The organism is Noviherbaspirillum agri (assembly GCF_054780595.1).
Map to the genome: position 1 here is coordinate 26,101 of NZ_BAAGWA010000013.1, position 25,639 is coordinate 51,739.

At 60.4% G+C, this 25,639-nt stretch carries 27 protein-coding genes; 17 read left to right on the plus strand and 10 right to left on the minus strand.

What is annotated here, in order from left to right:
- Window positions 1–97: 97 nt before the first annotated feature.
- A complete protein-coding gene (locus tag ACYVIA_RS18040; protein WP_460843259.1) occupies window positions 98–1,228 on the minus strand; it encodes an NAD(P)/FAD-dependent oxidoreductase in 1,131 nt (376 codons plus the stop codon).
- 347 nt (window positions 1,229–1,575) lie between these two features.
- Here ACYVIA_RS18040 and ACYVIA_RS18045 point away from each other — a divergent pair, with 347 nt between their 5' ends.
- Window positions 1,576–1,944: a DUF4148 domain-containing protein gene (locus ACYVIA_RS18045; protein WP_460843260.1), complete on the plus strand. Its 369-nt coding sequence runs from the start codon at window positions 1,576–1,578 to the stop codon at window positions 1,942–1,944.
- A 63-nt stretch (window positions 1,945–2,007) separates the two neighbouring features.
- Here the strand turns inward: ACYVIA_RS18045 and ACYVIA_RS18050 are convergent, their stop codons facing one another.
- Window positions 2,008–2,721, minus strand: coding sequence for an autoinducer binding domain-containing protein (locus tag ACYVIA_RS18050; protein ID WP_460843263.1), 714 nt, complete (start codon window positions 2,719–2,721; stop codon window positions 2,008–2,010).
- 254 nt (window positions 2,722–2,975) lie between these two features.
- Here ACYVIA_RS18050 and ACYVIA_RS18055 point away from each other — a divergent pair, with 254 nt between their 5' ends.
- The 6 genes from ACYVIA_RS18055 (at window position 2,976) to ACYVIA_RS18080 (ending at window position 7,220) form a co-directional block, all read left to right on the plus strand.
- Complete coding sequence (locus ACYVIA_RS18055; RefSeq protein WP_460843267.1) at window positions 2,976–3,401, plus strand: DUF4902 domain-containing protein; 426 nt, start codon at window positions 2,976–2,978, stop codon at window positions 3,399–3,401.
- A 68-nt stretch (window positions 3,402–3,469) separates the two neighbouring features.
- On the plus strand, window positions 3,470–4,144 hold the full coding sequence (locus tag ACYVIA_RS18060) for an acyl-homoserine-lactone synthase (RefSeq protein ID WP_460843269.1): 675 nt from the start codon (window positions 3,470–3,472) through the stop codon (window positions 4,142–4,144).
- Between the two features lie 54 nt (window positions 4,145–4,198).
- Window positions 4,199–4,567 carry a response regulator gene (locus tag ACYVIA_RS18065; RefSeq protein ID WP_460843270.1) on the plus strand — a complete coding sequence of 123 codons (369 nt, stop codon included), beginning with the start codon at window positions 4,199–4,201 and terminating at the stop codon, window positions 4,565–4,567.
- Between the two features lie 11 nt (window positions 4,568–4,578).
- Window positions 4,579–4,911 carry an STAS domain-containing protein gene (locus tag ACYVIA_RS18070; RefSeq protein WP_460843272.1) on the plus strand — a complete coding sequence of 111 codons (333 nt, stop codon included), beginning with the start codon at window positions 4,579–4,581 and terminating at the stop codon, window positions 4,909–4,911.
- Between the two features lie 330 nt (window positions 4,912–5,241).
- A complete protein-coding gene (locus tag ACYVIA_RS18075) occupies window positions 5,242–6,018 on the plus strand; it encodes a ferredoxin--NADP reductase (protein ID WP_460843274.1) in 777 nt (258 codons plus the stop codon).
- 347 nt (window positions 6,019–6,365) lie between these two features.
- Window positions 6,366–7,220 (plus strand): SDR family oxidoreductase, encoded by an 855-nt coding sequence (locus ACYVIA_RS18080; RefSeq protein WP_460843276.1) that lies wholly within the window; start codon window positions 6,366–6,368, stop codon window positions 7,218–7,220.
- Between the two features lie 43 nt (window positions 7,221–7,263).
- On the opposite strand, the gene ACYVIA_RS18085 is transcribed toward ACYVIA_RS18080, so the two are convergent.
- Entirely contained in the window at window positions 7,264–8,190 is a 927-nt protein-coding gene (locus ACYVIA_RS18085; protein ID WP_460843278.1) for a LysR family transcriptional regulator, read from the minus strand.
- Between the two features lie 100 nt (window positions 8,191–8,290).
- Here ACYVIA_RS18085 and ACYVIA_RS18090 point away from each other — a divergent pair, with 100 nt between their 5' ends.
- The 4 genes from ACYVIA_RS18090 to ribA all read left to right on the plus strand — a co-directional run bounded on the left by ACYVIA_RS18090 (window position 8,291) and on the right by ribA (window position 11,575).
- Window positions 8,291–8,911 carry an FMN-dependent NADH-azoreductase gene (locus ACYVIA_RS18090; protein ID WP_460843281.1) on the plus strand — a complete coding sequence of 207 codons (621 nt, stop codon included), beginning with the start codon at window positions 8,291–8,293 and terminating at the stop codon, window positions 8,909–8,911.
- A 25-nt stretch (window positions 8,912–8,936) separates the two neighbouring features.
- Window positions 8,937–9,863: a pirin family protein gene (locus tag ACYVIA_RS18095; RefSeq protein ID WP_460843282.1), complete on the plus strand. Its 927-nt coding sequence runs from the start codon at window positions 8,937–8,939 to the stop codon at window positions 9,861–9,863.
- An 88-nt stretch (window positions 9,864–9,951) separates the two neighbouring features.
- Complete coding sequence (locus ACYVIA_RS18100) at window positions 9,952–10,860, plus strand: pirin family protein (protein WP_460843284.1); 909 nt, start codon at window positions 9,952–9,954, stop codon at window positions 10,858–10,860.
- 61 nt (window positions 10,861–10,921) lie between these two features.
- Window positions 10,922–11,575 (plus strand): GTP cyclohydrolase II, encoded by a 654-nt coding sequence (gene ribA / locus ACYVIA_RS18105; protein WP_460843285.1) that lies wholly within the window; start codon window positions 10,922–10,924, stop codon window positions 11,573–11,575.
- Window positions 11,576–11,680: 105 nt separating this feature from the next.
- Here the strand turns inward: ribA and ACYVIA_RS18110 are convergent, their stop codons facing one another.
- Window positions 11,681–12,160 carry a CBS domain-containing protein gene (locus tag ACYVIA_RS18110; RefSeq protein WP_460843287.1) on the minus strand — a complete coding sequence of 160 codons (480 nt, stop codon included), beginning with the start codon at window positions 12,158–12,160 and terminating at the stop codon, window positions 11,681–11,683.
- Window positions 12,161–12,346: 186 nt separating this feature from the next.
- Here ACYVIA_RS18110 and ACYVIA_RS18115 point away from each other — a divergent pair, with 186 nt between their 5' ends.
- Window positions 12,347–13,621, plus strand: coding sequence for a branched-chain amino acid ABC transporter substrate-binding protein (locus tag ACYVIA_RS18115; protein ID WP_460843289.1), 1,275 nt, complete (start codon window positions 12,347–12,349; stop codon window positions 13,619–13,621).
- Between the two features lie 65 nt (window positions 13,622–13,686).
- Here ACYVIA_RS18115 and ACYVIA_RS18120 read toward each other — a convergent pair whose 3' ends face one another.
- Together ACYVIA_RS18120 and ACYVIA_RS18125 are read right to left on the minus strand one after the other, a co-directional pair.
- Window positions 13,687–14,454 (minus strand): 4'-phosphopantetheinyl transferase family protein, encoded by a 768-nt coding sequence (locus tag ACYVIA_RS18120; RefSeq protein WP_460843291.1) that lies wholly within the window; start codon window positions 14,452–14,454, stop codon window positions 13,687–13,689.
- Between the two features lie 151 nt (window positions 14,455–14,605).
- A complete protein-coding gene (locus ACYVIA_RS18125) occupies window positions 14,606–15,292 on the minus strand; it encodes a YitT family protein (protein ID WP_460843293.1) in 687 nt (228 codons plus the stop codon).
- A 254-nt stretch (window positions 15,293–15,546) separates the two neighbouring features.
- Here ACYVIA_RS18125 and ACYVIA_RS18130 point away from each other — a divergent pair, with 254 nt between their 5' ends.
- The 3 genes from ACYVIA_RS18130 (at window position 15,547) to ACYVIA_RS18140 (ending at window position 18,493) form a co-directional block, all read left to right on the plus strand.
- On the plus strand, window positions 15,547–16,797 hold the full coding sequence (locus ACYVIA_RS18130; protein ID WP_460843294.1) for an acyl-CoA dehydrogenase family protein: 1,251 nt from the start codon (window positions 15,547–15,549) through the stop codon (window positions 16,795–16,797).
- 144 nt (window positions 16,798–16,941) lie between these two features.
- Complete coding sequence (locus ACYVIA_RS18135; protein WP_460843296.1) at window positions 16,942–18,162, plus strand: MFS transporter; 1,221 nt, start codon at window positions 16,942–16,944, stop codon at window positions 18,160–18,162.
- 79 nt (window positions 18,163–18,241) lie between these two features.
- A complete protein-coding gene (locus ACYVIA_RS18140; RefSeq protein WP_460843298.1) occupies window positions 18,242–18,493 on the plus strand; it encodes a hypothetical protein in 252 nt (83 codons plus the stop codon).
- A gap of 79 nt (window positions 18,494–18,572) precedes the next feature.
- On the opposite strand, the gene ACYVIA_RS18145 is transcribed toward ACYVIA_RS18140, so the two are convergent.
- The 4 genes from ACYVIA_RS18145 to ACYVIA_RS18160 all read right to left on the minus strand — a co-directional run bounded on the left by ACYVIA_RS18145 (window position 18,573) and on the right by ACYVIA_RS18160 (window position 22,487).
- Window positions 18,573–19,445 (minus strand): YihY/virulence factor BrkB family protein, encoded by an 873-nt coding sequence (locus ACYVIA_RS18145; protein WP_460843300.1) that lies wholly within the window; start codon window positions 19,443–19,445, stop codon window positions 18,573–18,575.
- A 140-nt stretch (window positions 19,446–19,585) separates the two neighbouring features.
- On the minus strand, window positions 19,586–20,182 hold the full coding sequence (locus ACYVIA_RS18150; RefSeq protein ID WP_460843301.1) for a hemerythrin domain-containing protein: 597 nt from the start codon (window positions 20,180–20,182) through the stop codon (window positions 19,586–19,588).
- Between the two features lie 93 nt (window positions 20,183–20,275).
- Window positions 20,276–21,214, minus strand: a complete 939-nt coding sequence (locus ACYVIA_RS18155; protein WP_460843380.1) for an aldo/keto reductase — start codon at window positions 21,212–21,214, stop codon at window positions 20,276–20,278.
- The gene (locus ACYVIA_RS18160; RefSeq protein ID WP_460843303.1) at window positions 21,201–22,487 is read right to left on the minus strand and encodes an NTP/NDP exchange transporter; all 1,287 of its coding nucleotides are present in this window, start codon (window positions 22,485–22,487) and stop codon (window positions 21,201–21,203) included. Before ACYVIA_RS18160 ends, ACYVIA_RS18155 begins: the two co-directional genes overlap by 14 nt.
- A gap of 260 nt (window positions 22,488–22,747) precedes the next feature.
- Here ACYVIA_RS18160 and ACYVIA_RS18165 point away from each other — a divergent pair, with 260 nt between their 5' ends.
- Window positions 22,748–23,074, plus strand: coding sequence for a hypothetical protein (locus ACYVIA_RS18165; protein ID WP_460843305.1), 327 nt, complete (start codon window positions 22,748–22,750; stop codon window positions 23,072–23,074).
- Between the two features lie 187 nt (window positions 23,075–23,261).
- On the plus strand, window positions 23,262–25,631 hold the full coding sequence (locus tag ACYVIA_RS18170) for a penicillin-binding protein 1A (protein ID WP_460843306.1): 2,370 nt from the start codon (window positions 23,262–23,264) through the stop codon (window positions 25,629–25,631).
- Window positions 25,632–25,639 lie beyond the last annotated feature (8 nt).

The window sequence follows — 25,639 nt, forward strand, 5'->3', positions numbered from 1 at the left end:
GATGATGTTCGTTCTGTCGCTGATCGCGTCGGCGTAGGTGCTCTTGCAACCGGGCAATTGTGCTCCGGTAGAAGCGAATGCGAACGGGTGGCAGCGCTCAGCGCAGGCGTGCGGGACTCAGTTGAGCTGCCCGTACGCCGAAGTCGGTAATGTGCGATGGCAACGGCATTCCTCTAAGCATCGCTGCATAGGCTTCGCCAGCCGCCGCGGAGGACTGGATGCCGTAGCCGCCTTGGCCGGCAGCCCAGAAGAAGCCGGGAAGAGCGGGATCGAAGCCGCCGGCAAAACTGCCGTCCCCGACGAAGGAGCGCAGACCCGCCCAGACGTGGCGCGGACGTCGGATCGACAACGTAGTCATGGTTTCGATGCGGTCGATAGCCAGCGCGATGTCCAGTTCTTCTGCCTGCACATCATGCGGCGCAACGGGATCGGCATTGGCGGGTGAACCAAGCAGAATGCCCGCATCGGGTTTCACGTAATACGACTCGTCTACGCCGATGAACATCGGCCATGTGGATACATCCATGCCTTCCGGCGGGGCGAAGGTGAACGCCGAGCGGCGCATCGGCACCAGTCCGATCGGCGCGGCGCCGGCCAGCGAAGCGATGACGTCGCACCAGGCGCCGGCGGCATTGACGACGACCGGCGCCTCGTAATGGTTGCCCCCGGCGGTCACCTGCCACACACCGCCGTTGTATTCCATTGCAGTGACTTCCGCATTGCAGCTGAGTTCGCCTCCTGCAGCGCGCATGCCGCGCAGATATCCCTGGTGGAGCGCATGCACATCGATGTCAGCAGCGTCCGGTTCATAGACCGCTCCGAGCACCTGCTCGCCCCGGAGCACCGGAACCAGTTCGCACGCCTGGGCCGCATCGAGCCGCCGTGCATGGGCGGAGACCGAACGTACGATCGCATCGTGCTCGTCGAGGAGGGTGGACTGCCCTTGCGCGGCAACCATCAGGGCGCCGCGCGGTGAAAGGATGGGGGGGGCAGTAAATCCGGCCGGCGGGTTCTCGAGGAAAGCGCGACTGGCACAAGTCAGTGCCCGAACCTGCGGCGGGCCGTAGCTCTCCATGAAGAGCGCCGCCGAGCGCCCGGTACTGTGGTATCCAGGCTGGCTCTCGCGTTCGAGCAGCACGACCCGCGCATGCGGCGCCAGCCAGTAGGCGATGGATGCACCGGCAATGCCAGCGCCAATGACGAGAAAATCGGCTTGGTTTTTTTGCATGTCCTGATTCGCGTTACAACTGGTCAATAACCTCATGCCTGTCGGTAAGAGCGTGACATATAAACACATCTAACCACGGGTGTGCGATGGAGCAGATCAAAGGAAGCCGGTTTTTTCAATTTCATTCTGATTCGTGGCGCTGCTCGGCGATGCTTATTCCATTATTTCGGAATTGGAAACAGTGCCTTTCCGATTTTCGTATTTATTGCTGAAAGCTCCTTGTATAGACTTCACTCCATCGATGAGCGCACAACCAATCAAGTGAGGCTCACCGAGGCAGCCAAGGAGGAACGATGTGCTCCCGGCTTGCCGAGCACTTGCTTGTTTACCTATTTCTGGAGAAAAAAATGAAAGCCAAACAATTGATCCTTGCTGTTACTGCTGTTGTCGCTACCGGTTCCGCTTTTGCACAGGGCAATTCGGAATGGGTCGAGTTCAACGACTTTGTCTCGACCAAGAGCCGTGCAGAAGTAAAGGCGGAACTGGCGCACGCCTACGCACAAGGCGAGATCGCACGCAATGCTGAATATGTGGAATTCAACAAGGTTGCGTCGACCAAGCCGCGTGCGCAAGTCCGCGCCGAGCTGGCCTCTGACACGGTCAGAAACACCGAATGGGTTGAACACACCAACGTTGCATCCACCAAGACCCGTGCCGAAGTGCGCAACGAAGTTCTGCAGGCCGCGAAGCCGGCCCGCGCAAAGCTGGGTAGCTGATCAGTAGTTGTATCACGAGAGACGCCAGTCGCTTGACGCGACTGGCGTCTTTTTTTATGCCCATCAAAACAACAAGCCGAGCGTCGCGGCCTTCACCGCAGCTTGCGTCTTGTTGGCCGTGCCGAGCTTGCCGACGATATTGTTGATGTGAAAATTGACAGTGCGCTCGGCCACGTTGAGGATCTGCGAGATTTCGTAGGCTGTTTTGCCTTCCGCAGTCCAGCGCAACACTTCTTTTTCCCGCGCAGTCAGGACGACGCGCGACTCCGGCGCAAGCCTGGGCGTAAGCAGACGCGCCATCGCCGCATGCACGTACTGCCCGAGCCAGCTCATCCTTGCCTGGTTGGCAGCAAGCTCTGATTCGGTGAACGTCTCTGCGCCGCGTGCGAGCGTCAGCAATCCGACGGTGCCGCTTGCGTCACGCGACGCTTGTGCCCACCCGACTTCCAGACCATGCTTGCGGGCGTCGTCCCAGAACTCCGGCGTATCGGCAAAGAGCTGGTCGGACCAGAGCAGCGGCAGGCTGGACCGAAGCGCGTGGCGCACGGTCGGGTCGACCGCGAGATAGCCGCGCGCGTCATAGCACTGGCGCCATTCGTCGGAATAGTTATTGAACAACGCAACATTCGGGCGGGACACCGGCACCGGCATCTGGATACCGTACGCGCAGTAATCGAACCCCATGCTGTTCGCAATCCGTGCCGCCTGCTTAAAGAGTTCCTGCTCGGACTCGATTGTCAGCAGCGCGTCAAAGCAATCTTGTTGCCACGGGTCCATGGCATGCAACTTCCATCAAGTTTATTTTGGACCGCAATCGTAAAGGCGAAAACGACACTTTTCCGGTTTCTTGACTCGTCGACATTGGCAACAAGTCAGCATTGTTGTGACGTCACAACGTGCGGTCATGTTGCATGCGCGCTGTGTCAATTCTGACAGTGGTGCGATTGTGCCGGCTTGCATAGTATCCGCCGGATGCGGACTCGCTCCCGCCAGTCACCCGTACCGATCCTTTCACCATCTCGCATACCGACGTGGATACCAACCTGCACATCCGACCACTCGAGCACCGCGCGCCGGCCTTGTCACCCGACGGCTATATCCGCATGCCTCTGTCCAGCCTGAACAGCTTGCGCTTCGTACACCTGTATTCCGACAACGATGCGGATTTTCTCGACGAACTGCGGGGGCAGACCATCCCTGCGCGTTCTGCCGGTTTTTCCGAGTGGAAGAGCAGCTCGGAACCCTCCGTGTCACTCGGCTGGGGCTGGTTCATCCACACCCCGAGCCAGCGCATGATGCTGGCACCGGACGGCGTGCGCAGCAACGTCATGTTGATCGATTTGCATGGCTACGACCTCGGACCGATGAAGACATCGAGCCTGTTCGGCATCTGGCTCGGCACCTTCAACTGGCAAGGTGATGTCAGCCTGGCACTGCAGGAAACGATGGCCTGTTAACCTTAACAGTTACCGGAAAATCCACCGGGAGATGTAATGGCGGCCAACAACAACCTGTTTGACCGACCATGCAAACGATCTCCGCACGCCGCAGCGAATTCGCTCCCGAAATGGAAAATGCACTTGCCGAATACCGCCACAAAATCTTCATCGAACGTCTCGGTTGGCCGCTCCCCGTCGAGGACGGCAAGGAGCGCGACCAGTTCGATCATCCGGATACCTTCTATGTCGTCACGCGTGATGACACCGGTGCGATCTGCGGTTGCGCGCGCCTGCTGCCCACCATCAAGCCCTATCTGCTGAGCGAGGTGTTCCCTCATCTGCTGGGCGGTGCAGCAGTGCCGTGCTCAAGCGAAGTCTGGGAGCTCTCCCGCTTTGCCGCCGCCACCGTGGCGCCGAATTCGACTATCGATGCTGCAGCCAACACGCGCAAGCTCCTTGCCGGCGCGGTCAAGATCGCGGCAGGGCAGGGTGCCCAACGTCTGATCACTGTATCGCCGCTTGGCATCGAACGGCTGCTGCATCGGATGGGCGTGCACGCGCACCGAGCCGGTGCGCCGGTGCTGGTGGACGGCAAACCCGTATTCGCCTGCTGGATCGAGATCGACCAGCAGACCATGGAGGCACTTGGCATCACAGCGGATGCCGGCGCACAAGCTGCAGCGGCGGCAGAAGGCACGAGGCCGCAAGTGCGCCGCGCTCCCGGCAGGAACCGGGAACAGCCTGCCCAAGCCTGCATGTAATCCTATCGCGGAGTGAGCATTGAACTTCTTCCATGGGCTTTTCTGAGGTAAATAATGAGCAAGACCATCATGGTGGTGGATGACTCCGCATCGATGCGCCAGGTTGTCGGGATTGCGCTCAAGGGGGCAGGATATTCGGTCATCGAGGCACGCGACGGCACAGACGCGATGTTCAAGCTGAACGGACAGAAGGTCCATCTCATCATCAGTGACGTCAACATGCCGGTGATGGACGGTATCAGTTTAGTCAGGGAGGTGAAGCTGCTTCCGAACTATCGTTTCACCCCGATCCTGATGCTTACGACCGAACCCGATGAGCAGAAGCAGCGCGAAGGTCAGGCTGCGGGCGCGCGTGCCTGGATGGTCAAGCCATTCAAGTCCGAACAGCTGCTGAACGCCGTACAAGAGCTCTGCCTGGCGTGACGGAACCAACCATGCGCGCCCGGAACAAGGACATCGTTGCGCCGCTGCGCCTGCGGGGCGAGCTGACGATCTTCCGTGCTGTCGAACTCAAGCGCACGTTGATGGCGCCATTGCATGAGGGCGTCATCCTTGAGGCAAACCTCGCCGAGGTGACGGAGATTGACGCCACCGGCCTGCAGCTGCTGATGCTGGCCAGGAAAGCGGCGCAGGAGCGCGGCGGCGAGTTGCGGCTTGTGGAGCATAGCGCGGCGGTCATCGATGTCCTGGAGCTGCTGCATCTGACCGACTGGTTTGGCGAGCCGGCTCCGCTTGCCGCAGCCGAGGGCATGCGCAATGCAGGCTGAGCAGAACCCTAACAATCTACTAACCTATTTCATCAGGGCTCAGCAGGGACTACTTGCTGGTAAAAATGGTAATGGATTTGCCTAGTAGGCTAGCTGGAAGCACTTGCCGGGCTCAATTCGGTAGAAATCTAGGGATAAATAGGCTGATTTTGGCTTGGAAATCGCCCCTTGGGGCTGACCTTTGGGCAAAGTAGGCGTAATATACCCCGCGTTGGCGGCGCGCCAAACGAGTTGGAACCACTCTAATACCGCAATCCCCGCCTCATACGCCCCCGCATACGCATGCGCCGGCGGCCGAAAAGAATCCATACAACGTACTGAGAAAGTCCCATGTCGAACTTCAACACCGAACGCGTCCTGAGCGTTCATCACTGGAATGACACTTTGTTCAGCTTCCGGACTACGCGCGACAAGAGCCTGCGCTTCCACAACGGTCATTTCGTGATGATCGGCCTGCCGGTCAACGGAAAGCCACTGATGCGCGCCTACAGCATCGCCAGCCCTAACTACGAAGAACATCTGGAGTTCCTGAGCATCAAGGTTCAGAACGGCCCCTTGACTTCCCGCCTGCAGCATCTGCAGGTCGGCGACGAGATCCTTGTCAGTCGCAAGCCGGTCGGCACGCTGGTGCTGGACGACGTCAAGCCAGGCAAGAACCTTTATCTGTTCGGCACCGGCACCGGCCTCGCGCCGTTCATGAGCATCATCCAGGATCCGGATACCTACGAGCGTTTTGAAAAAGTCATCCTGGTACATGGCGTGCGTGTCGTGAGCGAGTTTGCCTATGCGGACTACATCTCCCAGGAATTGCCGAAAAATGAATTCATCGGCGACATGGTTCGCGAAAAGCTCATTTACTACCCGACGGCAACCCGCGAACCGTTCAAGTACCAGGGACGCCTGACCGACCTGATCGCGAGCGGTAAGCTGTTCTCGGACATTGGCCTGCCGCCAATCGATCCCAAAACCGACCGTGCCATGATCTGCGGCAGTCCGGCCATGCTGGAAGACACTTGCAAGATCCTGGACGAGCGCGGCTTCGTGATTTCGCCGGCTCAAGGCGTACCCGGCGACTACGTGATCGAACGCGCCTTCGTCGAGAAGTAATAGCGCCGCTTCAATTGTGTTGACGGGTTTTCCGCTTGATGCGGATTTGACGCAATAGCGTGCTCGTCAACCGTCCACCCAGGATTGAGCGTCATTCAGTGGACGCTCAACCAGCCGGCACGATGAAACGACACTTCGTGCCGCCTCCTTCACCACACCCCTTGCGGCATACCGCATCCCGGCGCACAACGCCGATACCATCCCGTTTTTTGAATTATTGCCACGACGGCCGCGTCCTGTTGCGTGCTCATCACGCGCGCCGCGATGCCGTGCGCTATAGTGAGTCCGGAGCCATTGGCATAACGCCAATGGAATTGGCGACTCCCATGCGTCGAAGGAGCGATAACTTGAAGAGAACCGCACTGATCACCGGATGCTCGTCTGGCATCGGCCGCGCCCTTGCAGGGCAATTCCATCGTGCCGGATACCAGGTCTATGCCACTGCCCGTCGCCCCGAAACCTTGGTCGAACTTTCCGGAGCCGGCATGCGTACCGTAGCCCTTGACGTGACGGATGCCGACAGCATTGCCGCGCTTCGTGCGCTGATGGAGGCGGAGGGAGTCAAGCTGGATGTGCTGGTCAACAACGCAGGCTACGGCGCAATGGGTCCGATTGTGGAAATGCCGTTGGCGGAATTGCGGCGCCAGTTTGAAACGAATGTCTTCTCCACCGTCGCGCTGGTCCAGGCCGTTCTGCCTCGTCTGCTTGCTGCGGGCAACGCCAGGGTGGTAAACATCAGCAGCATCTCTGGCGTCCTGGCTACACCGTTTGCCGGCGCCTATTGCTCGTCGAAAGCCGCCGTCAACCTTCTGTCCGATGCGTTGCGCCTCGAGCTGGCTCCGTTCGGCATCCAGACCATCACCGTCCAGCCGGGCGGGATTGCGTCACAGTTCGGAGAGAGCGCCAGGCTGTCTGCGGGCGATCTGGCGCCGGACTCGCTTTACATATCCATGCAGGCACAAATCCACGCCCGCGCGACCGCTTCGCAGGAAGATGCCATGCCCGCCGAGGAGTTTGCACGCATACTCTATGAGCGGCTCCATGTCGCGAACCCGCCGGCCGTCATACGCATCGGCCCCAAGAGCAACCTGCTGCCTTTCCTGAAGCGCTGGCTGCCCACACGCACGCTTGATGGAATACTGGCGCGGAAATTCGGCTTGGATGGTTTTACACACGCGCCGGAAAAGACGCAGGAAAACTAAGCAGCATTGGAAGCGAAAGCAATACTGGTATAGCGTACCGGCGTTAGTCGCCGGCCGGTTGCCGATCGCTTTCCGAGCACTCTTTTGAAACCGCCTCGCGAATAATCTCCGCCAGCCGTCGCGTACCCGGGCCAGCGCTGTCCGGGTCGGCGAGGACAAGGTAAAGCTCGGTAAATCGCTCCCCGCCATCCCGCAGCGGAAGTGGTTTGAGCCTGCCGTCACGCAATTCGTCACGGATTTTCTCCTCAGCGAACCAGGCGAACCCGTATCCCTTTACTACCGCCTCGACGGAGGTTGCGCTATGGCTGACGGTCCAGCGCTGTGTGACATCGACGGTGAGGATCTTGCTGCTGCGCTTGGTACCCGACTCGCGAACCACGAGATGCCGGTGCGCCTTCAGGTCGTGCAGCGTCAGTTCCCGTCCGAGCTGGTGCAGCGGGTGATCGGGGTTGGCCACGGGGATGAAGCGCAGCCGCATGAGCGGCATGCCAAGAAAACCGGGCGGCACCTTGCTGGCGATTGCCAGGTCGACGTGGCCGAGCATCAGCGCTTCGGTCGTGCCGCCCAGGACGGATTCGATCAGCTCGATGCGCGTATGCGGGCTCTCCTTGCCCAGTCTGTCAAGGCAGTCGAGCAAGAGCCACGTGGGGAAAATGATCTCGGCCGCTACGCGGATCTCCGCTTCCCAGCCTGCAGAAAGTCGCTTTGCGGCGCGCTCCAGCGCAGCGGATTCATCCAGGAGTGCACGAGCCCGGCGATACAGGAACTGCCCGGTCGGCGTCAGGATCGCTTTGCGCCCCTGGATCTCGAATGCTTTCACACCAAGCATGGATTCGATTTTTTGTACTGCGTAGGTCACCGAGGACTGGCTTTTGTGCAGCTTCGCCGCAGCCTGCGCATAGCCGCCGGTGTCGACGACGGTAATCAAGGTGCGCCATTGTTCCAGCGTAATGTATTGAACGTCTGGCATTTATTATCGGGTGGCTAGATAGTTATGGCCGAATTATTCTACTTTTTCATCGAATGGATAAATAGTTTAATGCATCCATCAACTCAACCTGGAGAAAAAGATGCAGAACTTGCTACAAATTAACGCCAGCCTGTTCGGTGAAAACGGCCAGTCCACCCAACTCGCAAACCAGTTTGTCGCGGGTTGGAGAGCCGCCAATCCGGCCGCCGATGTCGTTGTCCGTGACGTGGACGCCGAGCCGATTCCCCACCTGAGCGCGCAGCGTTTTGGCGCCTTCCTTGCGAAGCCGGAGGAGCGTACCGCCGAGCAGCAGGAGGTCGTCGCACTCTCCGACAAGCTAGTCGAGGAGTTGCGCAATGCCGACGTGATCGCGCTCGGGCTGCCGATGTACAACTTCGGCGTGCCGTCGACGCTGAAGGCCTATTTCGACCACATTGCGCGCGCCGGTGTAACCTTCAAGTACACGGAACATGGCGCAGTCGGCTTATTGACCGGCAAGAAGGCCTATGTATTCGCGGCACGCGGCGGGATGTATGCGGATACGCCAGCCGATACGCAGGCCGCTTATGTCCGCAACTTCCTGAGCTTTATCGGTATTTCCGATGTGGAGTTTATCTACGCTGAAGGCATTGCGATGGGCGAGGAGAGCAAGAAGGCCGGGCTGGAGAAGGCCCGCGCGGCAATCAGGGAGCTGGTGGAGCCGTTGCGCGCCGCCGCCTGATCAACACCAAACGAAAGAGTCATCCATGAACACTACCGTCACATCCACCGCCGCATCGACCGCAAGCACCGCAACATCCGGCCGCACATCGCGCCAGCTGCAGCGCGTGATCGAAAGCATGGCGACCTCGGACGGTGCCGGCGTCAAGCTGCGCCGCAGTATCGGCCAGGGGCAGGGCGCGCGGCTTGATCCCTTCCTGATGCTGGACGAGTTTTCGTCGGACAACCCCGGGGATTACATTGCGGGCTTTCCTGCCCATCCGCACCGCGGCTTCGAGACGGTGACGTACATGCTCGACGGCCATATGCGGCATGAGGACCATCTCGGTAATGTCGGCGAGCTCAAGAATGGCGGTGTGCAATGGATGACAGCCGGCCGCGGCATCGTGCATTCCGAGATGCCGCAGCAGGAGAAAGGGCGTATGCGCGGTTTCCAGCTGTGGATCAACCTGCCGGCAAAGGAAAAAATGAAGCCGGCGCATTACCGTGACATTGCGCCCGGGGAGATTCCGGTAGCGGCACTGCCGGATGGCGGAAATGTCAAAGTCATTGCCGGCACGATTATCGTGGACGGGGCAACGGTCAGCGGCCCGATCCAGGGGTTGTCCACGGAACCGCTCTACCTCGATGTAGAACTCCCTGCGGGCGCGGTGTTCACGCAAGCGGTTGACGCCGGACACAATGTCTTCGTTTATCCGTATGAAGGCAGCCTTGCGATTGGTGATGCGGTCGCACCGTGCAGGCTGAAGACGCAATCCGCCGGCATCCTGTCGTCCGGTGACCGGATCGAGATCCGTGCTGAAGAGGGCGGAGCGCGCTTTCTTGTGCTCGCCGGCCGCCCGCTGCGCGAGCCCGTCGTGCAGTACGGTCCTTTTGTGATGAATTCGGTTGAAGAAATCGAGCAGGCGATTGCGGATTACCAGAGCGGGGTCTTTACGCGGGCGGAAGGCTGAAAGGCCGTATCTTGCGGGCGGCCAACCGCGATGATCCCCGCGATGGCCACCAATACCAATGGCCATGTTGTTCATGGAGGCAGGTGCAATGACCATTTCCCAGTCCGACAAGCCGTACGATCTGATCAGGCCGCATGTGCGGGATATTGGCGGCCTGAACGTCAGGCGCCTGCTGCCAAGCCATCCGCACAAGATGGTCGGGCCGTTCATCTTCTTCGACCATATGGGGCCGGCTGCTTTCGGCCCCGGCGCCGGACTCGACGTTCGCCCGCATCCGCACATCGGACTGGCGACAGTCACGTATCTCTTTGAGGGCACAATCCTGCACCGCGATTCGCTGGGCAATGTGCAGCCCATTCGCCCCGGAGACGTGAACTGGATGACCGCGGGCAGCGGCATCGCGCATTCGGAGCGCACCCCGGCGGAATTGCGGGAGTCCGGCGGCACGCTCCACGGCATCCAGGTGTGGGTCGCGTTGCCGAAGGCGCATGAGGGCGTGGCGCCTTCCTTCGAACATCATCCCGCAGCGACGCTGCCGTCCATCACCTCGCCGGGTGTTTCGATGCGCGTCATTGCCGGTTCTGCATTTGGCGAAACTGCGCCGACGACCACCTTTTCCGACATGTTCTATGTGACGGCAACGATGGCCGCCGGTACACACGTGCGCATGCCGGCGGAATTTCTGGAGCGCGCCGTATACCCTGTTGACGGTGAGGTTTTTGTCGGTGGTAATTTGCTCGCGGCACAACATATGGCTGTCCTGCCGGGCGCACAAGAAATTACAATAGAGGCAAAGACGAACGTGCACGTCATGCTGTTGGGCGGACAACCGCTCGACGGCGACCGCTTCATCTGGTGGAATTTCGTCGCCAGCAGCCGGGAGGCGATCCGGCAGGCGAAGGAGCGCTGGCGTGTACAGCAGTTTGGTTCGGTGCCGGACGAGTCCGAATGGATTCCGCTTCCGGACGAGCCGAAGGCGCCCGAGTCTTTCAGTTGAGTCGTTCCGCATGCGGAGCGCCGCTCCGGGTGCCGCAACCGACCAAGAACAGGAAAGCAGAATGACTACTACCGGAGATCAAACACCGGCAAACGCCGGCTCCGACAAGACCAGTGAGAAGATTTTCAACCATGTCGCGTCGTCCTTGCTGCCGACAAAGCACGGCGAATTCCGTATCCATGTCTACCAGCCGGTGGACGAGACCGTCGAACATGTCGCGGTCGTGAAGGGCGACGTCAGCGGCAAGGAGCGTGTGCTGGTGCGCGTGCACTCCGAATGCCTGACAGGCGACGTGCTCGGTTCGCAGCGCTGCGACTGCGGCGAACAGCTCGATGCGGCGATGGCAAAGATCGCGGAAGAGGGCTGCGGTGTCGTGGTCTACCTGCGCGGTCATGAAGGTCGCGGCATCGGCCTGGCCAACAAGATCCGCGCCTACCAGTTGCAGGACCAGGGGCAGGACACGGTCGAGGCGAACCTCGCGCTCGGCCTGCCGGTCGATACGCGCGACTACAAGGTCGCGGTGCGCATCTTGGAAGACCTGGGCGTAAAAACGATTCGCCTGATGACCAACAACCCCAAGAAGATGAAGAAGCTCGCCGATTACGGCATGCACGTGGTCGAGCGTATCCCCGTCCTGACCGCGCACACGCCGCACAACATCGGCTATCTGCGCACGAAGCAAGAGAAGCTGGGCCACATGCTCGACTTCGACTGATCCGCTGCCGAGTGCCGGCCTGAGCAAGCCGATCCGGTTGGATCAGGCCGGTACAGCTGGATGATCGTTACGCGATTGTTATGCAATCGCTATCCATTCTCGGCGCTAGGTGTGGCGTGGTGCATTGCGCTGCGGCTCGCCACGATTGGCGGTCTGGCGCACAGGCTCCGACGGCGTGGATATTTTTTCCAGCGCATCTTCCACATCCGCCTTGTGCCGGGTCGCGAGGTCGCCGAGCGACACGATGCCGACGATTTCCATCTGGTGGTTGATGACCGGAATCCGCCGGATCTGCATATCGCCCATCTGCTGCAGCGCCTCGCCAACCGACTGGTCGTCAAAGCACCACATCACGTTGGTGCTCATCACGTCATGCACCTTGATGTCAGCCGGCGATTTCCCGCTCGGTACGGCGCGTATCGCGATGTCGCGATCGGTAAGCACACCTTTGAGCGTCTTGCCTTCGCAGACCGGCAGGATGCCGACGTTCCAGTCGGCCATCATTTTTGCGGCATGCTGGATCGTGTCGGTCGGGGAAATCAGTGTCACATCGCGCGTCATTATTTCGGAAATTCTGGAAGCCATGCTGTCCTCCTGCAAGGATAATAGGGCGCTGTTGACGGCCCTCGGCTGTCATCCAGCGCCAGTGAAAAGAGGAATTCCGCTTTGACTTCGGCCGTGCATGTGCGGTTTCCTTAGTCTCATGCCGAACTCGCAGTAAACTGCTGCGTTCTCCGATTCCATGCATTTCAAGACAACAAGGTTTATCTGATGGTCAACGCAATAAAGGGCCGCCGCTGGCTGGCCGTTCTCTCCTTGCTGACGTGCGGCGCAAGCCACGGCGCCGAGGCTATCCGCATCGGCATGATCGACGGCATGTCCGGCCCGTTTGCCAATGCGGGCCAAGCGGTCGTGCGCAACCTGCAGTTCGCCATCGAGCGGATCAATGCGCGCGGCGGCGTGAAACTGCCTGACGGCATGCATCCGCTCGCGCTCACGACGTTCGACAACAAGCAAGGCGTGGAGGAATCACTGATCGGGCTGCGCCAGATGACGGACCAGCGCATCGGATTTGTCATGCAGGGCAACAGTTCGGCTGTTGCAGCGGCGCTGATTGACGGCATTGAAAAGCATAACCAGCGCAGCCCGGACAATCGCGTCCTGTTTCTGAACTACTCCGCGGTCGATCCCGCATTGACGAATGAGAAGTGCAGCTTCTGGCATTTCCGCTTCGATGCAAACGCCGACATGCGCATGCATGCGCTAACGGAAGTCATCAAGGGCGACACCAGCGCAAAGCGCGTCTACCTGATCGGTCAGGACTACAGCTTCGGGCAACAGCTGGCAAAGGCGGCGCGATCCCAGCTTTCCGCCAAGCGCGCGGACATCAGCATCGTGGGCGACGAGCTGCATCCGATCGGGAAGATCAAGGACTTTACGCCGTACATCGTCAAGATCAAGGCCAGCGGTGCGGACACTGTCATTACCGGCAACTGGGGTAACGACCTGACGCTGCTGGTGAAGGCGGCGCGCGAGGCGGGACTGAATGTCAAGTTCTACACCTTTTACGGCAACGGCCTCGGCGCACCGGCAGCGATCGGCGACGCCGGTGTCGGCCATGTGCGCGCCGTCGCGGAATGGCATCCGAATACCGGGGCGGGCATCAAGGACTCGGCAAGCGATGCCTACTACCAAAGCTTCCGCCAGCGTTATCCTCAGCCCGAGCACGACTATGTGCACTTGCGCATGCACCTGATGGTCGAAATGCTGGCCGCGGCGATCGAAAAAGCAAAGACGACGGAAGCCGCTGCAGTGGCACGCGCGCTGGAGGGAGCGCGTTACAAGAACGCCTTTCACGAAGCAGTGATGCGCGCCGACGATCACCAGCTGCTGCAGCCGCTGTATGTATCGGTGATGCGAAAAGTCTCCGATGGTTCGGTGCGCTTCGATAACGAAGGCAGTGGCTACGGATTCAAGACGGAACACTACCTGCCGCTTGCGGCAACAGCACTTCCGACGACATGCAAGATGAAGCGGGTGGATTAAGCGCGTCTGCGCATGACAGTATGGTGACACTGCGCTGTTGCCGGCCCGTGTGTCCGGGCCGGTAATCAGCCTAGCTTCAGGCGCAGCACGGTCAATGTGTCGCAGTGCCCTTCAATGGCAAGCGCACCGACGTATTCCTTGCCCACGGGAAGATCGATCGTCGTCCAATCCTGGCGCGCGGTTTTCGGTGGCGGGATGCGCAGCCAGTTGCTCTGGCGAGATTCGCAGTCGACTGCATAGGCGCGCAAGGGGAGCGAGAGTCCCATGCCGGTCGCCTTGGACACGGCCTCCTTGCGACTCCAGCAACGTATGGTTGCCATCTTTGTATCCGGCATCCTGCGCAGGGCTGCAATTTCATCCGGATGGAAGCCGGCGGCGATGTCGTGAAATTCTCGCGGGGCATTGGTGGATTCGACGTCAATGCCGACACGCGGGAAAGGGGACAGTGCTACCCATACCTGCGTGCCCGCATGGCTGACATTGCATCCGACCGCGCAGCCGATCAGTTCCGGCTTGCCCCAGGTGTTGCTGCGAATAGGCTGCTTTGGGTCCATGCCGCCGTAATGGGATGCGACGCGTCGCAAGAGTGTGCGCCCGAGCAGGTTGCGCAGGCTGTCCTCCGGGCGCTGAAAGCGCGCTGCACGTTCGTGTTCGTCGGGGAGGGTATGGCGCAGCGCGTAGTCGCGCAGGACCAGCTGCTCGCGCCAATCTATGGTCAGGCCGATGCAAATCGCACCGGCTTCAGTCAACTCGGGATAGTCGATGTCGAAAGGCGCATCCGCACGGACCTTCAATTCATGCGGTACCGGTAAGGCAAGAGAGGCGGTAGGCATTGATTTCTGGCTTCGCAAAAACATGACGTGGGTCAATCATAAGGCACAAGCCAGCTCCACGTCATGGTTTATCGCAAGGAAATTTTGCCGTTTCCCATACCCGCAGCACCGAACGCCACGGGTATTTAATGAATTGGCATCAAATTGCGAATCAAATCGCCATGTAGCGTCCCGGCTTGTGATTGATCGCGAGCGTGAGGTTCAGCATCGCGGCGCCAAGCAGCGAAATGGCAACCGAGGTCAGCGAAATCATCGGAATCGACAGCAGCAGGATCGTCGCGTCGAGGCCAAGTTGCACCAGTCCCGCACGCAGGCCGTAGCGTTCCTGCAGGTACAGCACCAGCACGTTGATGCCGCCGAGGCTGGAACGGTGGCGGAACAGCACCAGCAGCCCGACGCCGCACAGCAGGCCGCCCATCGCCGCCGCATACAGCGTATTGAGCTTGTCGACCGAGAACACCAGCGGCAGCATCTCCGAAAAAGCGGACAACAAAAACACCGCGCTGAACGTCTTCAGCGTGAACTTCCAGCCCATCTTGCGCACCGCAAGATAATAAAAGGGCAAGTTAATCGCAAAGAACAGCTTGCCGAAACTGATGTCAGTCAGGTAATGAAGCAGGAAGGCGATGCCGACGGTACCGCCGGTAATCAGGCTGGCCTTGCCGAGCAGGGCCACGCCGAGCGAAACGAGCAGCGTTCCCGTGAGCAGCGCCTGTATGTCTTCAAACAGGGTGTGCTGCTGCATGTTGCGCGGTGCACCGGTGAGTGATTTTTCACGTTCGGCGGACGTTTCCGGTGCTGCGTCCGAGACGCCGTTTTCAGTAGTCTTGTTTTGCATGAAAAAGCTTGCTGCACAGCGGGAGCTTGCATCAACGTACCGTGATGCCCTTGGCTTGTGCGAAATTGTTCGAGAGGCGTGAAGCATAGCGGTGCGCGGTACGCCCTGCAAACATGCATCGACTTTATGAGTTCGGATGAGAACCATTCATTTGAATGATTGTTTGGGGGCAATTATGATTTTCCATAGATTGCGCGGCGAATTTCTTCCGCCTTCAAACAAGCTACTGATTACGCTTTGACAGAAAGCCCATCATGGATTTCGCCTATTCGCCGAAAGTTGAACAGTTGCGCCGCAAGCTGCTCGATTTCATGGACAGTTACGTCGTGCCGAATCTTGGCCTGTGGCGCAAGGAAATCGGCAACGGCCTCGAACATCCGCAATGTGTGGAAGACCTGAAGGCGCTGGCAAAATCCGAAGGGCTGTGGAACCTGTTCCTGCCGACGCTCGATGCAGGCGCGCCGGGGCAAGGCCTGACCAATCTGGAATATGCGCCGCTGGCCGAGATCATGGGTCGTGTGCACTGGTCGGCAGAGGTATTCAACTGCAGCGCACCGGATGCCGGCAACATCGAGCTGCTGCACATGTTCGGTTCGCCGGAGCAGCGCGAATGCTGGCTGGCGCCGCTTCTCGACGGACGCATCCGCTCCTGCTTCGCGATGAGCGAACCGGACGTCGCCTCGTCGGACGCGACCAACATTCAGATCTCGATCCGCCGGGAAGGCGACCAGTATGTGATCAATGGCCGCAAATGGTTCATCTCCGGGGCGGCACATCCGCTCTGCCGCTTTGCCATCGTCATGGGCGTGACCGACGCCGGCGCGGAGGTGCATCGCCGCCAGAGCATGGTGATCGTGCCCTTCGATACGTCCGGCTTCAAAGTAGTGCGCAATATCCCGGTCATGAGCCACAACTTCCCCGGCGGGCATTGCGAACTGGTTTTCCGCGACGTGCGCGTGCCGATCGCCAACCTGATCCATGAAGAAGGCGCGGGCTTCGCGATTGCGCAGGCCCGGCTCGGCCCCGGCCGCATCCACCACTGCATGCGTTCCATCGGCCAGGCGGAACTGGCGCTGGAGCTGATGTGCGAGCGCGCCGCGGAGCGCCGTACCTTCGGCAAATACCTCCACCAGCATGCCAACCTCGCCGAGTGGATTGCGATGTCGCGCATGGAAATCGAGCAGGCGCGCCTGCTGGTGCTGAAGACTGCGTGGCTGATTGACCAGCACGGCACCAAAGGCGCACTGCGCGAGATTGCGATGATCAAGGCGATCGTGCCGCGCATGCAGACCACGATCTGCGACCGCGCGATGCAGGTATTCGGTGCCATGGGGCTAAGCCCGGACACGCCGCTGGCCGAGCTCTGGACCTGGGGCAGGGTGTTGCGCATCGCGGACGGGCCCGACGAAGTGCACCTGCGCACCGTCGCCAAGCAGGAAATGGCCGCGGCGGGGGAACGGCGCGGCGCGACCTTGCCGTACATGGATACGCCGGATTTGAGCTGAAAGGAAAGCGGAACGGGTATTTCGCCGCGCCGGTCAAAGATGACATTCTTTTATTTGTTCAGGCAGAGCCGGGGGCGGAAGCTTTCCACTGCTGCGCATGCGGGATAAACTGCGCGCCCACGTTTTGCTTTTGTTCCATCTTCAATGACAAGTTCCGATCCCGCTCCGTCGACCACAAGCTCGCCCATTCCTGCACTCGCTGTCCCGCTGCTGTCCCTGGCTGCCTTCGGCAGCGGCGTCTCCCTGCGCCTGACCGATCCGATGCTGCCGCTTCTGTCCGCCGATTTCGGCGTGTCGCTTGGCGATGCGTCGCTGGTCGTGACGGTATTTTCGATTGCCTACGGGCTGTCGCAGCTCTTCTTCGGCCCGTTGGGAGACCGCTACGGCAAGTACCTCGTTGTTGGTGGCGCCGCGCTGGCCTGTGCCATTGGCGCCGTGCTGTGCGGGCTTGCGCCGGGTTTCGAGATGCTGCTCGGTGCGCGGCTCATCGCAGGAGCGACCGCTGCGGCGATCATCCCGTTGTCGATGGCATGGATCGGCGACGTGATTCCCTATGAGGACCGGCAACCCGTGCTTGCACGCTTCCTGATCGGCCAGATCCTCGGATTGTCGGCGGGCGTATTGGTCGGCGGGCTCGCGGCGGATGCCGGCCAGTGGCGTGTGCCGTTTTTCCTCGTGGCGCTGGTATTCGTCGTCGTCGGTATTGCGCTGCTGATGCTGAACCGCCGCCTTCCCCAGCATGCAAGAAAGACGCATCGGGCCGAAGGGCAGGTCGCAAGCCGGATGGCAAAGGAATTCCGCCAGGTCGCGGTGCGCCCCTGGGCGCGGCTGGTCTTGCTGACGGTATTCCTTGAAGGCGCCTTTCTCTATGGCGCGTTTGCCTTCATCGCGTCCCACATGCATCGCGTTCACGGCCTGTCGCTGGCATCGGCCGGCGCGCTGGTGATGCTGTTCGGCTTCGGCGGTTTTCTGTTTGCGCTGCTCTCGCGCGTGCTGGTGCGACGCCTCGGCGAAATCGGTCTGTCGCTCTGGGGCGGCATCTGCCTTGCCGCGTCGCTGCTGGCGATCGGCCTGGCCCCCGCATGGTGGTGGGCGATCGGCGGCTGCTTTCTTGCGGGGCTCGGCTTCTACATGCTGCACAACACGCTGCAGATCAATGCGACGCAAATGGCGCCAGAGCGCCGGGGCGCGGCCGTCTCTGCATTCGCCTCCTGCTTTTTCCTTGGACAGTCCGTGGGTGTCGGCGTGGCCGGCATGCTGGTTGAACAGTTCGGCACCGGCAATGTGATGGTCATCGGCGGCTTGGGTGTGCTGGTCGTTGCGCTGCGCTTCAGCGCGCGATTGCGCAGCCGTCCACCACAGTGAAGCGTGCCTTGCTGCGTTAGCTCAACACCGGCGGTAACTTGACCAATAAGATCGAAAGGACCAACAACGGTGGGCGACCATGGCATACGAACAGGACTGGCATACGGAAGTGTACAAAGGCATGGAAGTGCATGTGACCGCCTTGCCGCGCGATGAGACGGGGACGAGCTGGGACTACACCGTGCGTGTTGCGCAGCCGGGTGACGACGCCGGCTCACAGAGCGAACTTGCGGCGCAGTCCGGCGATGACATGGACTACACGACCGAAGAAGCCGCACTGGAAGCCGGCTTTGTGAAGGGTTATGCAATCGTCGATGACTTGCTGAAGTAATCATCGATTGCCCTCAGCAATCCTCGACGAAGGGCTGGCGGACACGCCGCTTCGTGTTACCTGCTCCCCCTTGCGTGCATTAGTGCACGGTTTTCTCGCCGGGATTTTTTCCTTCCGGGGCGTGATGTTCGATCACCGCGTTGATCTCCGCACCGAAAAGCATCACCGCCGCGGAGATGAAGAAGTACAGCAGCAGTACGATGATGGTGCCGATGCTGCCGTAGGTCGCGTTGTAGTCGCTGAAGTTGCTGACATAGAAATTGAAGGCGACCGAGGCGGCCACCCACACGAGTACGGCAAACGTCGCGCCGGGAGTGATGAAGCGGAACTTCTGCTCTGCATCCGGGGCGACGTAATAGACGATGGCCACAACCAGAGTCAGCAGGATAAGCGCGGCCGGCCAGCGCAGCCACGTCCACAGCGTCACGAACAGATCTTCCATGCGGACGTACCGTGCCACCCATTGCACCGCCTCGGGACCGACTACGAGCAGGACCGTGGCGAGAATCATCAGCGCCGCCAACCCGATCGTGTACAGAATGGACAGCGGGTACAGCTTCCACGCCGGACGGCCTTCCTTCACGTCGTAAGCGACGTTCAGCGCATTCATCGTTGCGCGCACCGCGGCGGACGCAGACCATAGCGCAACGATCACGCCGATTGACATCAGGCCGCCTTTCTCCTGCTGCAGGTCATTGATTACCTGGTTGACCGGCTCCATGGCCTGTTGCGGCAGAAGCAGTTGCGCCTGCTCCCGCAGCCAGTCGAAAAAGCTGCTCAGGTTAAGAAAGCCCAGCAGCGCGATCAGGAAAATAATGAACGGGAAGATTGAAAAAAATACCTGATAGGCGAGCGCCGACGCATACGTCGTCATGTCGTCATCAAGAAAATCCTTGACCGCTTCCTTGACGATTGTCGTTGGGCTGGTGCCACGAAGTCCGGGTATCCGCATGGAATGGCAGAGCCTCCTCGTTGTTGTGAAACAGATAAGGGCGCGTCGGCATAGGCTGTTTCACAGCCGCCGTGAGCCGCTGCGCGATGGCACAACGGCTCCGCCCCGTCACTTGTCCGTGCTGTACTTCAGAATCGATATCAGTGGTGCTGTCCGTATGACTGGGTATCGAAAGCCCGCTTGGCGAAATAGGTTCCGGCAAGCACTGCGCCTGCGGCCACGAGCATGGAACTGGTCGGAAAGCTGCGGGCCGCATTGGCGGCAAATTCGCCGGCGCGCGGCGCCATCAGCTGCATGCGGCGCTTGGTCATCTCGGTACCCAGTTCGCCGAGCCGGTCGGCCAGCAGGCGCTCTGCCTGCGGCAACAGGGTCGTTTCCTCATCCGCCACGTGGTGCAGAACGTCGCGCATCAATTCCATGAACGTGTCGTCGTAGGCGGGATCGGTCGGCTTCATTGCACGCAGCTGTGCGATTAGGCGGCGCATTTCCATGTGTTGCGGTACGGACTGGTCCAGCACAGTCGAGTCTGCCGCCACGCCACGCATGGCCGGATAGAAAATTTCCTCTTCGAGCTGCGCATGGATTTCCAGCGCGAGACATGCCGTGTGCACCAGGGCTTTCTTGGTTTTCGGGCTGGACGCAATCTCGTATTGATGGAAGGTTTCCATTACCGTGGTGTGATCCATGCGGATCATGTTGGTAATGGTCGGCGACAAGGAATTCTTGATCGATTTCATGTTTGCATCCTCCAGTCAGTTGAGTGCGTGGCTAATGGAGACAGCAACCGATAGCAAACGGCATACCTGCCACCGCAGGAAGCAAAAATTGCCTCAGGCTTCCATTGCCGCAGCAGCAATCTGCGTGCGCAACTTTTCATCCGGCAAGCGTCCGTAACCGGCGCGCATGTTGTCCCGCAAATGCACGGGATTGGAGGTGGCGGGAATCGCGCAGGTCAGCGCCGGGTGGCTGACGACAAATTTCAGCAGGAGCTGCGCCCAGCTGTCGCAGTCAATATCAGCTGCCCATGCGGGGACGGGCTTGTCCCGCAAACGGCGGAACACGTCGCCGCCTGCGAACGGGCGATTGGCGATCACGGCCACCCCGCGTTCCCTTGCCAGTGGCAGGAGCCGCTGCTCGGCTTCGCGTTCGCCCACTGAATAGTTGATCTGGATGAAATCGATCGGCTGCGATTCGATGATCTGCGCAACGCCGGCATGTCCGCTTGCAGTGTAGTGAGTCACGCCGATGTAGCGCACGCGGCCTGCGCGCTTCCACTCCTGCAGCGTTTCCAGGTGCCTTTCGACATCCACCAGGTTATGAACCTGCATCAGGTCGATCGGGTCGGCACGCAGTTTTTTCATTGATGCCTCCATTTGCGCCATGCCTTCGTCTTTCCCGTGCGTCCACACCTTGGTGGCGATGAAGAGCTTTTGGCGCAGGCCGAGCTTTCTGCAGAGCTCGCCGACCACCTGTTCGGAGCGGCCATACATGGGAGAGGAATCGATCAGCCTGCCGCCCATCGCGACGAAGGTCTTCAAGACGGTTTCCAGCGGCCTTCTCGCGGCACTACCGACGCCGACATCAAAGGTCTGCCATGTGCCAAGGCCGATCACGGGCAGCAACTCGCCGGAAGAGGGAATAGGGCGGACGAGCACCGAGCGGCGACCTGCCGAATCGCCGCCTTCGGAAGCGGCAGCGAAAGCATGGCGAGACGATCCGATCCCGGCCGCTGCAGCGGCCAGCAGCCGCAAGGCGTCACGCCGATTGATTCCTGTCATGTCGTCCTCCTAATCGGGATCCCGTTATCAGCCACAGCAGCGCGACCGGCAAGCCGATCAGGGCCACCGCATCCAGGCCCGCGCCCCTGGTCGCCGCGATCACCCAGGAACTGGCGGCATCGCCGGCGCGGTAGACCGCAGTATCGATGAAGTTCTTGGCCTTGTAGCGGCTTTCGGCATCGACCGTGGTGTAGATCATCTCGCGTCCTGGCTTGCCAAGCGCATATTCGCCCGAGCGGTGCAGGATCTGGACTGCCGCAATGGCAATGGCGCCGCGCAAGGTGGCCCATGCGGCCAGGGCCGACAGGCTGGCGATCATCAGCGCCGGCGCGGCGGAAAGCACCACGCGCAAGCCGAATTGCCCAACGAGCTTGCGCGTGCCGAGCAGCTGCAAGATGAGAGCGACGGCATTGACCGTCAGGTCGACGCTGGCGAAGAAACGGGTGCGCTCACCGGACGTCGGAAAAGTCTGTCCGACCTGGTTCACGAGCTCGACATACAGGACAGTGGACACCGTGGTGTAACACAGCACAAGCAGCGTCATGCCGCGCAGGTCCTTCAGTCTTGCCGCAAGTGGAATGCCAGCAATGATGGAACCGCCCAGCGGACGTGTGTTGGCACGGACATCAACGAGTTTGCAGCGTCTCAAGGCCACGACAACGACTGCCGCCAGCGCCAGCAGGCCGGCGGACAACAACAGCAGGGATGCGCTGTCGACGTGGTGTGCGAGCGTGACAGTGATGGTCGGTCCGGTAAGCGCACCCGCGGTGCCGCCGGCCGCCACGTAGCCATACAGGCGATGCGACTCCGCCGTGTTGAAACAGTCGCCCAGCGTGCTCCAGAACAGCGAAACGACGAAAAGATTGAATACGCTCAGCCAGACGAAGAACGCCGCCGCGCTGCCTGCGCCGGACGCATAGGTGAACAGGAGATGAAAACCGGCCAGGTTCAGCACGAGGAAGCCGTAAGTCAGCGGCAGCACGTAAGTGCGAGGTATCTTCCTCACCACCCAGCCGAAGGCGGGAACCACGGCAAGCGTGAAAACGAAGGTGGCGCTGAAGAGCCACTGCAATCGATGGGCTCCGTACTGCACGGCCATCTCGTCCCGGACGGGGCGCAGGATGTAGTACGCGCAGAGGATCAGGAAAAAGGCGACGAACGCGAGTGCCACACGTACCGGTTCGCCGGGCTCGAAAATCCGTCGCCGGGGGCGTGAAGGTGCCGGTTGCGGCGAAGCGTCCGTTCTCGTTGCGTCGTCATGCATGTTGTTATCCAGTCGACATGGATAGCGCCCTGGCATTATAGAAGGGACAAGAAGGAACGCGCGCTTGGCGTCGACGCATGCCGCGGGCATTTTCTTCTGTTCATCTTTCCGGAGCTTTCGTGCCTTTCGTACCGCGCTGTCTTACATGGCGCATGTACAAATTACAACGCACCGCTGCACCGCGCAGCAGGTAGACCCGGAACTAATCAATTTGGCAAGGACCAAACCAGATTCGTGCAACACAAACGAAAGGAGAACCTATGCCAACACAACAGCTCAGAGAACGTTTCTCGCAAGTCGAACAATGTATCGATAATGCTGCGCAGATGTGCGAAATGAGCAGCGACGTGCCCGAGCGCCTGCGTACTTGCCTGAGCGAACTGGAGCAGGAGTCGGACCATGCAATCCAGATGGCCGAACAGGATCAGGGCGACGAACAGATCCGTCAATGTGTGTCCAAACTGGAAAAGATCGGCGACCGTGCGATCCAGGCGTGCAGCCAGAGCGATTATGTCGACCAGGGACTCCAGAACGCAGTGCGTCAGGCACGCAAGGCCATTTCCAGCCTGAAGCAGCAGCTTCATTGATAGCGCCAAACGTGGCCAGCGCAGCCATGGAACGGGGCCGGATTGCCGGCTCCGCATCTGGCGAAAATGACAACAAACAGTTTGTAACGAATCCCTTCACCTTTAATACATACCAGGCAATGCTGTTACAGTTGCGCTGCTACAGTATTCAGAGGGGATTCCAGTGCGCTGGATTTCATTGCTTTTATTGAATCTCAGACGATGGTGGCAGCGTCCGCTTCGTCAACGTCTTGTCCAGGTCGTGCTTGCCGCGACCGCTGCCATGGTATTCGGTGTTGTGCTGGTGGCCGGCTATATTGCGCTGATCGTCCTGCCCACGCTGCCTGACCTTGATGCACTGATTGATTACCGTCCCAAGATTCCACTTCGCGTTTATACCGCCGACAACGTGCTGATCGGCGAGTTCGGCGAGGAGCGGCGCGACTTCGTGCCGATTGCCGAGATGCCTGCCATCATGAAGAACGCGTTGATCTCGATCGAGGACGACCGTTTTTATGAACATGGCGGCGTCAACTATGTCGGCGTACTGCGTGCCGGGCTTGCCAATCTTGCCTCCAGCCGCTCGCAAGGCGCCTCGACCATCACGATGCAGGTGGCGCGCGCGTTTTACCTGAGCCGCAAGAAAACCTACACGCGCAAGATCAACGAGATGGTCCTTGCTTACAAGATCGAAGGCAAACTGACCAAGGATCAGATCCTCGAGCTGTACATGAACCAGATCTATCTGGGCGAGCGCGCCTACGGCTTTGGTAGCGCCGCGCGCATCTATTTCGGCAAGACAGTGCAGGAACTGACGATTGCCGAAGCAGCCATGCTCGCCGGCCTGCCGAAAGCGCCCGCAACGGCGAATCCGGTCGTCAATCCCACCCGCGCGCGACAGCGTCAGCAATACATCCTGACGCGCATGCGCGATCTCGGGCACATCACGCCGGCGCAATACGAGCAGGCGGCGCGGGAAAAGCTGGTCGTGCGCAGCAAGGGTTACCGCTTCCAGACCCATGCCGAGTACGCGGCGGAACTGGTACGCCAGGTGATGTACGAGCGCTACAAGGACGATGTCTACACCGCCGGCTATACGGTCTACACGACCTTGAACAGCGCGGACCAGGATGCCGCCTATGCGGCCGTGCGGCGCGGCGTGCAGGAGTACGACCGGCGCCACGGCTACCGCGGGCCGGAGGGCTTTGTCGAGTTGCCAAAGGATGAAGAAGAACGCTCGCAGGTCATCGACGAGGCCCTGCTCAGGCATCCCGACAGTGACGACCTGCAGTCCGCCGTCGTCATCGCCGCATCAGCAAAACAGGTACGTGCCGAGCTGCTTTCCGGCGATGTGATCGCGCTGAGTGGTGAAGGACTGCGCTTTGCAGCGTCGGCGCTTTCGCCCAAGACAAAGCTCCAGAAACGGATCCGTCCAGGCTCGATCATCCGCGTTGCACAAGACAACAAGAAACGCTGGTGGATCACGCAGATGCCGGAAGTCGCCGCCGCCTTTGTTGCGCTCAATGCGCGCGATGGTTCATACCGCGCGATGGTCGGCGGTTTCGATTTCGCGCTCAATAAGTTTGACCATGTGACGCAGGCCTGGCGCCAGCCGGGGTCGAGCATCAAGCCGTTCATTTATTCGGCGGCGCTGGAAAAGGGGTTTTCGCCGTCCACTATCATCAACGACGAACCGCTGACCGTCGACGTTGTCGATGCAGGCAACAAGATGTGGAATCCGCAGAACGATGACGGCGCCTACGACGGTCCGATCAGCATGCGCACCGGCCTGAAGAAGTCCAAGAACCTGGTGTCCATCCGCATCCTGCAGACGATTTCGCCGCAGTATGCGCAGGAATACCTGGGACGATTCGGTTTCGACCCCGACCGTCATCCGGCCAACCTCACCATGACGCTCGGGACCGGCGCGGTGACGCCGCAGCAGCTGGCCAGCGCGTATGCCGTCTTCGCAAACGGCGGTTACCAGGTTGCGCCGTACCTGATCCAGAAGGTGGTGGATGCACGCGGCGACATGCTGTCCGAGGCGATCCCGGTGCCGGCCGGGGAAGAATCGATGCGCGTGATCGATGCGCGCAATGCGTTCATCATGGACAGCATGCTGCGCGACGTCATCAATTCCGGCACGGGCTACGCGGCCAGCCAGCGGCTGGGTCGGCGCGACCTCGCCGGCAAGACCGGTACCACCAACGACTCGGTGGACGGCTGGTTTGCGGGATATGGCGGCGATGTCGTAGCAGTGGCGTGGATGGGCTACGACAAGCCGCGCTCGCTTGGCGGGCGCGAATTTGGCGGAACGGTCGCGCTGCCGATCTGGATCGACTACATGCGCGTTGCCCTGCGTGGAAAGGGACCTTTCCAGCAAAAGGTTCCTGCCGGCATCGCGCAGGTTGACGACGACTGGATGTACGAGGAGTACATTGAAGGCGAAGCAGTGCGTTCCGTCGGCGTAGAAGAGCGCGGCTTCTTCGAGCGCCTGTTTGGCGGCTGGCCGAAGGCGCCAGGCGGCAACGTGCCGCCACAACCTTCGCCGCAGGACGACCTTTATCGCGGTGGCTGACGCCGGGC

Coding starts and splice junctions, on each gene's coding strand:
- ACYVIA_RS18040 (WP_460843259.1), bottom strand. CDS start 1,228: ATGCAAAAAAACCAAGCCGATTTTCTCGTCATTGGCGCTGGCATTGCC.
- ACYVIA_RS18045 (WP_460843260.1), top strand. CDS start 1,576: ATGAAAGCCAAACAATTGATCCTTGCTGTTACTGCTGTTGTCGCTACC.
- ACYVIA_RS18050 (WP_460843263.1), bottom strand. CDS start 2,721: ATGGACCCGTGGCAACAAGATTGCTTTGACGCGCTGCTGACAATCGAG.
- ACYVIA_RS18060 (WP_460843269.1), top strand. CDS start 3,470: ATGCAAACGATCTCCGCACGCCGCAGCGAATTCGCTCCCGAAATGGAA.
- ACYVIA_RS18065 (WP_460843270.1), top strand. CDS start 4,199: ATGAGCAAGACCATCATGGTGGTGGATGACTCCGCATCGATGCGCCAG.
- ACYVIA_RS18070 (WP_460843272.1), top strand. CDS start 4,579: ATGCGCGCCCGGAACAAGGACATCGTTGCGCCGCTGCGCCTGCGGGGC.
- ACYVIA_RS18075 (WP_460843274.1), top strand. CDS start 5,242: ATGTCGAACTTCAACACCGAACGCGTCCTGAGCGTTCATCACTGGAAT.
- ACYVIA_RS18085 (WP_460843278.1), bottom strand. CDS start 8,190: ATGCCAGACGTTCAATACATTACGCTGGAACAATGGCGCACCTTGATT.
- ACYVIA_RS18090 (WP_460843281.1), top strand. CDS start 8,291: ATGCAGAACTTGCTACAAATTAACGCCAGCCTGTTCGGTGAAAACGGC.
- ACYVIA_RS18095 (WP_460843282.1), top strand. CDS start 8,937: ATGAACACTACCGTCACATCCACCGCCGCATCGACCGCAAGCACCGCA.
- ACYVIA_RS18100 (WP_460843284.1), top strand. CDS start 9,952: ATGACCATTTCCCAGTCCGACAAGCCGTACGATCTGATCAGGCCGCAT.
- ribA (WP_460843285.1), top strand. CDS start 10,922: ATGACTACTACCGGAGATCAAACACCGGCAAACGCCGGCTCCGACAAG.
- ACYVIA_RS18110 (WP_460843287.1), bottom strand. CDS start 12,160: ATGGCTTCCAGAATTTCCGAAATAATGACGCGCGATGTGACACTGATT.
- ACYVIA_RS18115 (WP_460843289.1), top strand. CDS start 12,347: ATGGTCAACGCAATAAAGGGCCGCCGCTGGCTGGCCGTTCTCTCCTTG.
- ACYVIA_RS18120 (WP_460843291.1), bottom strand. CDS start 14,454: ATGCCTACCGCCTCTCTTGCCTTACCGGTACCGCATGAATTGAAGGTC.
- ACYVIA_RS18125 (WP_460843293.1), bottom strand. CDS start 15,292: ATGCAAAACAAGACTACTGAAAACGGCGTCTCGGACGCAGCACCGGAA.
- ACYVIA_RS18130 (WP_460843294.1), top strand. CDS start 15,547: ATGGATTTCGCCTATTCGCCGAAAGTTGAACAGTTGCGCCGCAAGCTG.
- ACYVIA_RS18135 (WP_460843296.1), top strand. CDS start 16,942: ATGACAAGTTCCGATCCCGCTCCGTCGACCACAAGCTCGCCCATTCCT.
- ACYVIA_RS18140 (WP_460843298.1), top strand. CDS start 18,242: ATGGCATACGAACAGGACTGGCATACGGAAGTGTACAAAGGCATGGAA.
- ACYVIA_RS18145 (WP_460843300.1), bottom strand. CDS start 19,445: ATGCGGATACCCGGACTTCGTGGCACCAGCCCAACGACAATCGTCAAG.
- ACYVIA_RS18150 (WP_460843301.1), bottom strand. CDS start 20,182: ATGAAATCGATCAAGAATTCCTTGTCGCCGACCATTACCAACATGATC.
- ACYVIA_RS18160 (WP_460843303.1), bottom strand. CDS start 22,487: ATGCATGACGACGCAACGAGAACGGACGCTTCGCCGCAACCGGCACCT.
- ACYVIA_RS18165 (WP_460843305.1), top strand. CDS start 22,748: ATGCCAACACAACAGCTCAGAGAACGTTTCTCGCAAGTCGAACAATGT.